The organism is Rheinheimera soli (assembly GCF_021290985.1).
Lineage (GTDB): Bacteria > Pseudomonadota > Gammaproteobacteria > Enterobacterales > Alteromonadaceae > Pararheinheimera > Pararheinheimera soli.
In genome coordinates, this window is sequence record NZ_JAJOYU010000053.1 from 1 (window position 1) to 11,489 (window position 11,489).

The 11,489-nt window shown below is 44.1% G+C and carries 9 protein-coding genes; 7 read left to right on the forward strand and 2 right to left on the reverse strand.

Translation table 11 applies throughout. The features are described 5' to 3' along the window. From LSG37_RS20505 to LSG37_RS20520, 4 genes are all read left to right on the forward strand, one after another. Positions 1-1,538: AIPR family protein (locus tag LSG37_RS20505; protein ID WP_233081869.1), on the forward strand; the 1,538-nt coding region annotated here is incomplete at its 5' end. Between the two features lie 196 nt (positions 1,539-1,734). Further along, entirely contained in the window at positions 1,735-2,136 is a 402-nt protein-coding gene (locus tag LSG37_RS20510; RefSeq protein WP_233081870.1) for a hypothetical protein, read from the forward strand. 235 nt (positions 2,137-2,371) lie between these two features. Further along, positions 2,372-2,791, forward strand: coding sequence for a DUF1801 domain-containing protein (locus tag LSG37_RS20515; RefSeq protein WP_233081872.1), 420 nt, complete (start codon positions 2,372-2,374; stop codon positions 2,789-2,791). 40 nt (positions 2,792-2,831) lie between these two features. Then, positions 2,832-3,248, forward strand: coding sequence for a DUF4174 domain-containing protein (locus LSG37_RS20520; RefSeq protein ID WP_233081873.1), 417 nt, complete (start codon positions 2,832-2,834; stop codon positions 3,246-3,248). A gap of 112 nt (positions 3,249-3,360) precedes the next feature. On the opposite strand, the gene LSG37_RS20525 is transcribed toward LSG37_RS20520, so the two are convergent. After that, entirely contained in the window at positions 3,361-4,899 is a 1,539-nt protein-coding gene (locus LSG37_RS20525) for a S10 family peptidase (protein WP_233081874.1), read from the reverse strand. Positions 4,900-5,195: 296 nt separating this feature from the next. Between LSG37_RS20525 and LSG37_RS20530 the strand changes: the two genes are divergently transcribed. Then, positions 5,196-6,098 carry an AraC family transcriptional regulator gene (locus tag LSG37_RS20530; protein ID WP_233081875.1) on the forward strand — a complete coding sequence of 301 codons (903 nt, stop codon included), beginning with the start codon at positions 5,196-5,198 and terminating at the stop codon, positions 6,096-6,098. A 61-nt stretch (positions 6,099-6,159) separates the two neighbouring features. On the opposite strand, the gene LSG37_RS20535 is transcribed toward LSG37_RS20530, so the two are convergent. Continuing rightward, a complete protein-coding gene (locus LSG37_RS20535) occupies positions 6,160-7,557 on the reverse strand; it encodes an alpha-amylase family protein (RefSeq protein WP_233081876.1) in 1,398 nt (465 codons plus the stop codon). Positions 7,558-7,940: 383 nt separating this feature from the next. On the opposite strand from LSG37_RS20535, the gene LSG37_RS20540 reads away from it, so the two are divergent. Together LSG37_RS20540 and LSG37_RS20545 are read left to right on the forward strand one after the other, a co-directional pair. Next, entirely contained in the window at positions 7,941-9,581 is a 1,641-nt protein-coding gene (locus tag LSG37_RS20540; protein WP_233081877.1) for a methyl-accepting chemotaxis protein, read from the forward strand. Between the two features lie 1,114 nt (positions 9,582-10,695). After that, positions 10,696-11,412, forward strand: a complete 717-nt coding sequence (locus LSG37_RS20545) for a Clp protease/crotonase-like domain-containing protein (RefSeq protein WP_233081878.1) — start codon at positions 10,696-10,698, stop codon at positions 11,410-11,412. The last annotated feature ends 77 nt before the right edge of the window (positions 11,413-11,489 follow it).

Below are 11,489 nucleotides of genomic sequence, written 5' to 3' on the forward strand. Positions count from 1 at the left end.
AAGGGCGGCATGACAATCTTTCTTCTATATCAGATCAGGTAGCCAAACGTATTCGACAGTTTCTCTCGCAAGCGGGAGCTCAGGATCGTTTGGAATATGTTGTTGCAACCAATCAAAGATTGAGTCATGCCGAATATGACGATCTTGAAGCAATCAGAAGGATAGGACAGGAAAAGTTCGGTACAGGTTTCCATGTAACTGAGGTTTCAATCGAGACGATCTACAATGCAAGAGCTGAGGGGGATGTTGCTGATAGTCATCGATTGAAGGTGCCATTGCAAACTACAATCGCTAGCTCGGGTGATATCCTCTATGTGGGAGCAACGAAGTTAGCTGATATTTTCGACTTTATGCAGGCATACAAGAAACAAAGTGGTGATCTAGACACGTTATACGACAAAAATGTGCGCAAGTTTTTGGGGCATAGGCGCAAGGTCAATAAGGGAATCGAACATACTATTGAACATTATCCAGAGCGTTTCGGTCTTTATAATAATGGTATAACCATTGTGGCTGAAGCCGTCGAGATAGAAACCGCCGGCAGGATTATGCTGTCCAATCCGTATGTGGTTAATGGTTGCCAAACTACGCGCTCAATTTATCTGGTGCTTCAGCAAAAGCTTAACTCCGGTGGCAAGGGAAATAGCAGTCAAAAGCATCAGGAATGGCTGAAATGCTTAGACAATGCGGTGGTCGTAACAAAAATTGTAGTAGTTGGAGATGAAGGCGAGGCTCTGCTCACCGAAACCACACGCTACACCAACTCACAGAATGCTGTGAGTGAAAAGGACTTTATTTCGTTGGAAGCTAATTTCCGAAGCTGGGCTTCGTTATTCAATTCACGGTATGGAGTCTTTCTCGAAATTCAGCGAGGGGCTTGGGATGCTCGTAAGGCTTGGCAAAAGCAGAACCCACTTGCTCAACCACAATACCAGGCTTCCGTTTACGCTTTCGATTTACTGAAGATCTATGTGGCAGGATGGCTTGCTGAACCTGGAGCTGCTCTTGGCAGTAATGCACCGTTTGCTCCCAGCGGGGTTTGGTTTAAAAAAGTAAGTAATTTGCCTGAGTTCGGTGTTGAGGCTATGTATTCAGCATACTTACTACAGCAGTTGGCTGACACATTCAATTTCGGGCGAGCTTCAGTAAAACAGTCTCGAGCACTGACTCGTTTTTTGTTCTACATGGTCGCTGTTGACCTATTACGTAATTTCCTGTTGATGCAAGATATGGCACATGATAATGAGGCTATTTCTCAGGTTATTGTGAAGCTTAATGAAATTAACTTGTTGCGGGAAATTGGCATTACAGCAATCAATGTGATTGACGATTATTTCCGGCAAGGGGGGGAAGACTCTCTGTTTGATGAGCCTGGATTCAAGAGAACCCAAGAAGTTCGTTCGTTTCTAATGTCTGAAAAGCTTGGTAAAGATGAGCAACATTCACCCGGTTTGAAGGCTCAGTTGAATTACGCTAGACGAGATTTTCGCCGTAATCCGGTTGCAGAGAAAATAATGGAAGCACTGAAAGCTGATTGAACCATGGAATGACGAAATCGAAGTTACTGTGGTCAGTTTATACCCAGTAATCGGTTCTTTTAAAAGCTTCGGGGCGGTGTCTTACATCTTGCCCTGAAGGTTTTCTGCTGTTTGTCGCAGATCAATAGGTGTTATGCGCCTTTAACTAACACCATAAATCAACACCTTTTATTGAAAAGCCATGCAAAGGAAAAAAATGAAAGATCTATTTCTGCTGAAAAATGAAGATGATAAGGCACAGTTTGAAGATGTGAATTCTGCGCTGGCAGAGAAAAATCAGGCCTATCTGCAGAAGTTTGGTGAAGTCGACAGCCTGAAGTGGTGGGAGCATTATTCAACAGGGGAGATTGAGTCTTTTGTGGCTGGTGGTGATGTGCTTTCAGTCTGGTCGGAAAGGAACGAAGAAAACCGATTAGTGCATTATGCTGAAATAGAAACTGATAAAGCTGTGCTGGAAATAGAGCAGACTGAATTTATAACGGCCGGATTGGTCGCTGTAGGTCATTACTATGAACAAGAGTTAGTGACCATCTATGTTGATGAAGATGATCCTGAATCCAGTTATCAATTTTTAATCAGGGTGAGTGTCAACTCTTAAACGGCTGCTGCGTCAGATGTTGTGTGCTGTTCCTGCTGCAAAATTAACTTTCAGATGCAGCAAAAAACTACTGTTTTATAGATGTGACCTCTCCAGAGCTTTTTGCAATTTGGCTTGGCAGATTGTATTTTTGATCTGAAGGAAATTTGCAGAGCTAGACGAAATTCCTGATCCCGGTTGTTTTAATAGTACAGCGTCTTACAGTATCGATAACTGCCATCCACGGACTATTTGTATGGACGAAAACAAAACCAAAGCAACTGACGCCAGCATTGGCGACTACATAGCCTCCAGAGCCAATGCGCAGCAAAGCGACGATTGTCGGGACTTGATGGTTTTGCTTGAAAAAGTGACAGAGCAATCGGCAAAAATGTGGGGACCCAGCATAGTAGGTTATGGCTCTTATCGTTATACCTACGAAAGTGGACGGACTGGAGAAGCTCCTTTGACCGGATTCGCCATTCGTGGTCGGGAACTGGTGCTTTACCTGTCGGTGGATAGTGAGCAGCAGCAAACTTTGTTGTCTGGCCTGGGCAAATACAAGATGGGTAAGTCTTGTTTATACTTTAAGCAGTTGGCGGATTTGGATCTGGCGATACTGGAGCAACTGATCCGGGGGTCAATCACTGAGTTAAAGCAGCGCTACGGCGAATGAGCCGCGAGCCACAAGGTGCTCTAATTGTTATGGAGTCACGATGAACAACTTTACTAAACTTATGTTGCTTTTACTCAGTAGCTTAGCTTACGGCCATCAGCCCGCTGTGCTTTCTGACCTTGCTGCTTTGCAGTGGGACAAGCGGATTGTGGTTGTAAATGAGGTTCAAAGTCAGGAAGCTATTTTGGCTCTGTTGGAGAAAAACAAAAGTAAAATCGACGAGCGGGATATGGTCTGGTTTGTGTTTACTGACAGTAAAGTCGAGACAAACTATCAAGGCAGCTTTTCAGAAGATTTTGTCGCTCACACCAAAGACCGTTACCAGATCAAGCCGGGTAAAATTATGCTGATTGGCAAAGATGGCGGCGTAAAGTTTTTGCTCGATCGTATGGATTTAGAAGCGATATTCTCAGAGATTGATGCCATGCCTATGCGGCAAAATGAAATGCTGCATTGAGGTTGGTGCTGGTTGAGTGCACAGACAGTGCAATGCCGCGTCGCGGCGATTGCACCCTACAGCAGACATAAAAAAGGACCTTGCGGTCCTTTTTCACATTGACTCACTTACATCAATACTTAGCTGCTTGATCCGGCTTAGGTAAGGTGGCTTTGATAAAGTCACGTAAATCCTGATTCGACTGGCGTAAGTCGTCATAACGCAGGTACATCATATGACCGCTGCGATAGCCCTTGAAGCTTAATCTGTCTTTCATTTTGCCACTTGGGTCCAACTGCCACATATTGTATTTGGCATCAAAATAGTTGGTGGCGCCGTCGTAGTACCCCGACTGAGTCATCACATGCAGGTAGGGGTTTTGTGCCATGGCCTGACGTAAGTTTTCACCTGTATTGTCATTGCTTCTGTCCCAAGGGTGCACGTTGCCAAACATATTGTATTTAATGTCAGTTTTGTAATTCAGCTCGTTTTTCAGGTAATGATTAATAGCCGGAGTAAAAGAGTGCAGCCAAGAAGTGAGCTCGGCGTTGTAATCTGGCGCTGAACCAGCTTCTTTTTTATCTATGCCTAAATAACGGGAATCTAAACGGCCTACGGTCTGGCCGCGCTCACGCAGTAATTCTTTCCAGAAGAAGTTGTTATCAATATCTAAGTTATTTTGCAGCACAGTTTTGACGGATAAACCTGAATACTTCGCTACCTGTTCTGCAACTTTTTGTTTCTCAGCTTCAGGTAATGAATTGCCTTTAGCCAAAGCGGGCAGGTAAGTGTCTAAGGTAAAAGCTTCTACTTCAGGTAAAAAATCCAGTAAGTCTTTTTGCTGGAATTCGCTGCTAAGCGCCTTGTGATACCAGGCTGTCGCGGCAAAATACGGCAGGCGGTTGGCTACATCGACAGGGCCGTCACGTTTAATACCTATGTCCGTTGGAGACACCAGCACGACGCCGTTTAAGTACATCCACTGTTGGTTTTGCAGCGCTAAAGCTAAACCTGAAACCCTTGTAGTACCATAGCTTTCACCAATCAGATACTTAGGCGATTCCCATCTGTTGTAGCGGCTGACAAAGGTATTGACCCACTCGGCCAGGTATTTGATATCAGCGTTTACACCAAAAAACATTTTTTGCTGCTCATCACGGCTTGGCATTTTGCCATCTTTGCCCGGCAATACGCGGGAATAGGCTGTATTCACCGGGTTTACAAACACAATGTCGGCCGTATCGAGCACAGAATAAGGGTTTTGTTTTACGCCATAAGGTTGCAGCGGGTAGCCTTCGCTATCTACATTCAGCGCTTTCGGGCCACTGTACGCAATTTGCATCCATACCGAAGCAGAACCAGGACCACCGTTAAAAGAAATCAGTAAAGGACGGCTTTTTCTGTCTTTTACATTCTGACGTTCATAGTAGGTATAAAAAATGGCGGCTGTAGGCTCGCCTTGTTCATTCCATACCGGCTGAGTGCCAGTGTAAGCTTTGTAGTTAAAGCTTTGATCCAGTACTGTGGTTTTATGGTCGGTAACCACCACTGAATCGGCATCTATTTGTATCGCCGCATTTTTTGCGGTTTTAGCTTCGTCTGCCTGAACAGCTGTGCTTAAACTGGTGGTGCTCAGGCATAAGCCGAGCACTAGAAGTGGACTGATTTTCATAAGATTCCTGATAGGACTGTTGTTATTTTAGTTCAGCTTACTGTTTAACTCAGAGCTGGCAAAATAACCACCCGGCTTGAGACTAATTACAAAGATTCAGGTTAAAAGGCTCAGAACTTTGCTTCTGACCCCACTGTAGAATTCAGCTCAGCGCATCGAGCTCAGTACATGAAGCCGCCTTAACTTTGTCTGTTGCTCCGCACTTCTTGCCTAAAAGTCCATTTGAGTAGTGCGGTTAATGCAGGTGCTGTAATCTGTTTTTATACTGCGTTTACAGATCGCTAGAGGAGTGAAGTGTGAGCAATTTAATCGAGCAGCAACTTGAACAGCTAAAAGCCCAGCTTATGCCTCATATGCCAGCCTATGGCGCGATGGAAAGCATTCTTCCGGATCTATGTTTGTACCGCACTGAAGTGACCACCGAGATCACTCCTGTTATTTACGAACCTTCTTTGTGCATTATGCTGCAGGGCGAAAAAGAGGTTTATCTTAGCAATGACCGAATTGTGTATGACCCTTTAAGTTATTTGCTGGTGCCTGTGGCAGTACCTGCCAGTGGTAAAGTGACGAAAGCCAGTGCAAAAACGCCTTATCTAGCACTTCGATTAACCATAGATCTAAAAGAGCTGGCTGATTTAGTTATTGATGTAGGTGGCAGGGTAGAACGTAGTAAAGAGCAGGTAAAAGCCATATCGGTCGGGCGGGTGGATGAAGGATTGTTGTCCGCTATAGCGCGTCTGTTGCAGTTGCTGGATAAACCTGCCGACATACCTGTGCTTTATCCACTTCTCAAACGTGAAATTTTATACCGCTTATTGTTAGGTGATTTAGGCAGCCAGTTACGTGACTTTATGCTGCTGGACAGTCAGGGCCATCGCATCAGTAAAGTAATTGAAATACTGCGGAAAAAATTCAATGAACCGCTACGGATTAAAGATCTGGCCGACGAAGTGCATTTAAGCGAGTCGGCTTTGTTTCAGGCGTTTAAGGCCGTAACCGGTATGTCACCTTTGCAGTATCAAAAGAAACTACGCCTGAACGAAGCGCGGCGTATTATGTTGCATGAAGGCATCGAAGCCGCTACTGCCAGCTATAAAGTAGGCTACGAAAGCCCGTCACAGTTTAGTCGTGAATACAGCCGTTTATTTGGCGCACCACCTAAAGCGGATATAGAAAGGGTGCGTTTGCAAGGATACTGATTAATTCGGGTCAAAGTAAAATGAAGCTTGGGCGCTTAATTTTACTTTGACCCCAGTTAGTTTATTGCTGTAACCACATCCGGGCGCTGCGTGCCGGTATTGTGACTTTTAACCACTGCGTGTTCACCTGAAAACTGTTGCCGCTAATCACATCAGTGTAATTCACATACCAGTTCAGTTCATTGGCGTAGGTATCTACCCAGTACTCTTGTGCAGTGTCGCATTTGTTAATGCCCACTATGCCTTTTTTATCCCGCTTAAACAGCAAGAAACACTGGCCACTGCCCAGCACCTGCATACCACTGCCCTGGGTGCTGTTGTGAAAACGGATCATGTTTTTAATGTCGGCTCTTTTATAAAAATCCTGCCAGCGGTAGCCATCTAAATTAGCGGTTTCACCGTGATCCGAATAAATCATCGGAGTGCCGCCGTTGCGACCCAAAATATATGCATGCGCCAGGGTTTCATCTGTGCTGTTCATGATCTGATAACGAAAGCCATCATTGGTTGGAATGTCGTGGGTAATGGCAAAAGTAATGGCTTTATTCCAGGCTAATGCCTGACCATAAGCACCTGGGTCGACCAGCACATTCATTGAGCCGCCAAAACTAAAGGCATTACGCATAGAGGCAAACAACGGGAAGTCGTAGGCGCTGTGGCTGGTATTGTCCAGATAAGGTTTTAAAAACAGCTCATATTCCTGATTACCTGAACCACCAGAGGTAATAACTTCACCAAAAACATGCATACCGCTTATCAGAGCGGGGGTAAATACAGAGTTAATATGGGCATTGCTCATATGTTTGACTGCATCCACCCGAAAACCTTTAATGCCCATATTTTTCAGGGCTTGTAAGTACGCTTGTTGCTGGCTGATCACCCAGTTGTTATTGTCCAGATCGGGTAAACCTGCATCGCCGCCGCCGCCACACAAGCGGTAATTCTGCACTTGCCAGACATCCAGGTAATTACTGATACAAGCCGGAGCGTGAAAGTCAGAGCCGGACAGGAAGTTTTGGCTTAAATCGCCAAATAATTTCTGGTTATTGGCATAGGTCCAGTTTGCCTGATAACTGCTTAACACGGCTGAGCCAGGGTAATTCAGGTCGCTGCGCTGCGCACTTTCGTTCGCCATATGATTCAGCACCACATCGGCATAAACTTCAATGCCTTTGCTGGTCATGGTTTGAATAAGGCTTTGCAATTGTTGCTTATTACCACGCGGGTGATCAATTAAGCGCAAATCCTGTGGCTGGTATCGCGCCCACCACTGGTCTCCGCTGGACTTCATCGGTGGTGCTATCAACACCTTTTTATAACCTGCTTGCTGAATTTCAGTAGCTTTCGCTGTGATTTCGCTGTAGTTCCAGTTAAATGCGTGCAAAATTACATCGGCATAAGCCGGGCTTGCTGCCAGTAAGCCTGAGCCCACCAACAGTGTCTGTAGTGATAATTTCATTCGTTTTACCCTGTCATTGTCATCTTTTTATAGTCATGCTCATTCACCCGAACCTAAATGGCTGCTGGATTGATGGCTGCTTTTTATTCGTTGTACACCGGTGACAGCTAAAAGTTATGAGTAGATGGCCTGTTTGTAAATGAATTGGCATTATTATTGACAAAATGCATACGTATTCACTGCAAATTGTTGCCAAATGGCAGGTTTTTGCTAATGAGAAACTACAGCGCAATTTTTAAACGGATCTTTGTTAATCTTTGTAATGCAGATCAATAAAACGCTCTGGGGCTGTGCCATAATCGCTGCCACAAAAAGCTGAGGTCAGCTTTATTACTGCGCTTTTGCGGCAGTCTTACCCCTTTTGCATCAGGTGTTGAACATCCATGTTTAAATCTACAACTATAAGTCTGCGTTTAATTCTGGCTTTTGCGGTTCCGTTGCTGTTATTAGTCGTTTTGGGCGGCCAAAGTTACTTTTCAGTGCGTGCTATGCACCAGCATATCGACACCTTGTACGACGAACGTATAGTGCCTTTGGCCGAACTAAAATTGATTGCCGATGCTTATGCGGTGAATGTGATAGATGCTGTGAATAAAGCCAATGCCGGTGTATTTACAGCTGAACAGGCTGTGCTGGAACTGAACAAAGCTCAGCAGATCATTCAACAGCAGTGGGCTTTGTATCAGTCGCATTCGATGCAGGCTGACGAGCAGCAACTGATCAACCAAACCCAGCAATTATTTAGTGCCGCCGATCAGCAGATTATTGCTGCTATTGAACTGATTTCGTCTAAACAAGGTTCAGTTGTGCGGCAGCTGGATAGTCTGGACGGGCCTTTGTATCAGACCATCGATCCTATCAGCAATCAAATCTCAGCCTTAATTCAGTACCAGTTAGATCAGTCCGAAGTGATTGATCAGCAAGCTACTACTTTGTATGACTCAGAAGTTTGGGGGATCTGGATTATTACTCTGCTGGCTTTTGCTGGCAGCGCTGTGGCCGGCACTATAGTGACACAACGCATTTTACGCCAGTTGGGCGGGGAACCCTTGTACGCAGTGCAACTGGTAAAAGAAATTGCCGCAGGGCGTTTAGATCTGACCATTAATTTACAAAAAGCCGATGAACAGAGTTTATTGTTTTCGTTAAAACAAATGGTTGATCAGCTGATTAATGTATTAAAACAAGTGCAACAGGCGGGCGATTTAGTTAATCAGAACTCAGTCGCACTGGAGAGCAACAGTCATCAGGCGTCAGCTCAGTTAGTTGTGCAAAAAAATGAAGTGATGTCGGTCAGCGCGGCGATGAACGAAATGACCACTACTGTTGCGTCTGTGGCTCACAATGCCCGTCAGGCTTCGTTAAAGGCCGAATTTGCCAGCCAGGAAAGTGTCAGCAGCGGTAAGGTCATGAGTCAGGCGCTGAGTGCTATGCATCAGTTGCAGCAAAATATTCTGCATTCAACTCAGACAGTACAAAGCTTGTCGGCTGAAAGTGAACAAATCAGTCAGGTGATTGAGGTGATCCGCGGTATTGCCGATCAAACCAATTTATTAGCACTAAACGCTGCTATTGAAGCAGCCAGAGCAGGTGAACAAGGCCGCGGTTTTGCTGTAGTGGCAGATGAAGTTCGTACTTTAGCCAGCCGCACTCAACAATCGACTCAAGCTATTCAGCAGATCATCGGCACCTTGTTAAGTGGGGTGGATCTATCGCTGCAGTCCATGGAGAAAAGCCGCGATGAAGTGCAGCAGGTGGTGGATTTGGTCAATCAATCCAGCGACAGGTTACAACAAATCAACCAAAGCGCGCATCTGGTCTGGGATATGAGTTCAGAAATAGCCAGTGCTGCTGAACAGCAAAGTGTGGTGGCTGAGGATATTAATAAAAACGTCAGTTTCATTCATGCTGGCGCAGAGCAAAGTTCAGTTGCTGCTGCAACTGTATTGGTATCAGCGGAACAGTTACAGCAGTTGTCTGAGCAATTGAAGCAACAAATTGCTTATTTCCGTTTACCGGCCTGAGTGAAGTATCGAATCAGGTTTTGATCAGAAGGTATTAACACCATTGATGCAAATAATTGATCCTCGTAATGCTACGGCATGCACCCAAATCCTCCACTAGGGCTGGATGAGACCTTGTTCATAAAGCGATCAATCCGTCACAGTCATTCATCCATCGACAGGCAGCTATGATTCAGGCTGTGGCATTCATACAATGAATACCACAGCCGCTCGATTTTGCAGTGCCAATGGCTATAGACTTGCAAAAAAAGAGCTTGAACTTTCGGGTTGCTCTTCAACTCATTGCCCTGAGTAATCGCTAAACCGCACTGTATTTGTATTTTTGGACGTTGAGCCTGAATATGTCACCTGAGCTGCTATGCGGTGCTCCGGCCAGAGAGTGTTATTTGTTTTTCCTGTGACAACTTTGTGTCGCTGACCACGCAATTCCCCAATCAGCACCAATTTTTGGATTCTGATGGATATCCACTTCACTTTCATAGAAGACAGCATGCAAGTGCTTATTTTATAGTTGGTCCAGCGTGAATGCTGATAGCCAAAATTCTCCACTCTGATACCGATAAGAAGCTGAAGTAGCTCCCCGGTAAATGTCAGTGGAAAACGCACTTTCTTCCCAGGTAAATCTGTTTGTAACTCATCGAGAGCATCAGTGGGATCCCGCTTAATTCAACGATTTACATCTGACCTTGCGGGCAATCTCAGTGTTCGGTCATCCCAGAGACCACAACAAAATGGCGTTTTATCTTGGTAGCAATGGCCTGTTTAGGTTCAACTACACTTTTTTTTCAGGCGATGCAGCGCCTTTTGTATAAAAAATGGTAACGTATTCATACCCAATTTGGGTGGTTTTTTTTGCGACTGATCCGTTCGCGCAAACCGAATTGCTTTCCTCTCCACAAGTGATCTATTTAATGGAGCTGGATACTTAGCAATTCGTGGAAAGATGTTTCTATGAGAGCTAAGTTTTTATATGATTTTTGGATTGATTTGGGGAGGGGCATGTTGCATGTTATAAAAAATACCAGTTATTAAATATTGCAACTAATGGACTCACTTTAATAGTGTTTTAGAGGTTGATTATGTCAGATTGTATCTATCATGTTGGGTTGAAAAAATGAAATATATATTAAATAGTTTTGGTGTCTTGTTGTTGCTTACTATATGTGCTTGTTCTTCTGTTTATGTTGAATCTCCTCGAAACGCTTCAGTTGACAGTGATGTGTATTTTTTGGATGGTACCTTGTTTTATAACGGTTCAATAACGAGTGCTAAAAACAATGAAGCATTCGATCTAATTGAACGTAATAATGTTGAGAGTCTTTTTATCAATTCTCCTGGTGGAGATGTTGAGAGTGCTATTCAACTTTCATCTCGTGTGAGGTTGCATAAGATCGATGTACATATTGAAGAGTTTTGTGCATCTTCATGTGCTAATTATGTAGTTCCTGCTGCTAAGCGAGTTTTCTTATCAAAAAATGCGATCCTTTTGTGGCATGGTAGCTCCTATCAGGATGATGCAAGTGAATCTGTTTTGAGTGGTGATGAAGACTATAAAAAATGGCGAGAGCTTGAAAGTAAGTTTTTTTCAGAAGTCGGAGTATCACCATTGGTAACAGTCTGCGGTATTGATCAAATATCACTGACTGACAAAGCCTTGAATTTTTTAAGCATAAAAAAATTAGCTGGTTTCACGTATTCTTTAGAAGATCTCAGAAAGTTTGGATTAAATAATGTTGCAATAAAAGAAAGTGGCTGGAGCCCTGAATATGAGTATAAAGGGATGAAAATAGTCAAAGTCAATTATTGTAACGATGTAAGCTGGGAGTATTAATACAGTCTACTCCTATTAGAGTTTGATAAAACTGATTGGCCACTTTAAATAAAATTAACTACATATTCACGCTTTGG

Coding starts and splice junctions, on each gene's coding strand:
- LSG37_RS20510 (WP_233081870.1), top strand. CDS start 1,735: ATGAAAGATCTATTTCTGCTGAAAAATGAAGATGATAAGGCACAGTTT.
- LSG37_RS20535 (WP_233081876.1), bottom strand. CDS start 7,557: ATGAAATTATCACTACAGACACTGTTGGTGGGCTCAGGCTTACTGGCA.
- LSG37_RS20525 (WP_233081874.1), bottom strand. CDS start 4,899: ATGAAAATCAGTCCACTTCTAGTGCTCGGCTTATGCCTGAGCACCACC.
- LSG37_RS20520 (WP_233081873.1), top strand. CDS start 2,832: ATGAACAACTTTACTAAACTTATGTTGCTTTTACTCAGTAGCTTAGCT.
- LSG37_RS20540 (WP_233081877.1), top strand. CDS start 7,941: ATGTTTAAATCTACAACTATAAGTCTGCGTTTAATTCTGGCTTTTGCG.
- LSG37_RS20515 (WP_233081872.1), top strand. CDS start 2,372: ATGGACGAAAACAAAACCAAAGCAACTGACGCCAGCATTGGCGACTAC.
- LSG37_RS20545 (WP_233081878.1), top strand. CDS start 10,696: ATGAAATATATATTAAATAGTTTTGGTGTCTTGTTGTTGCTTACTATA.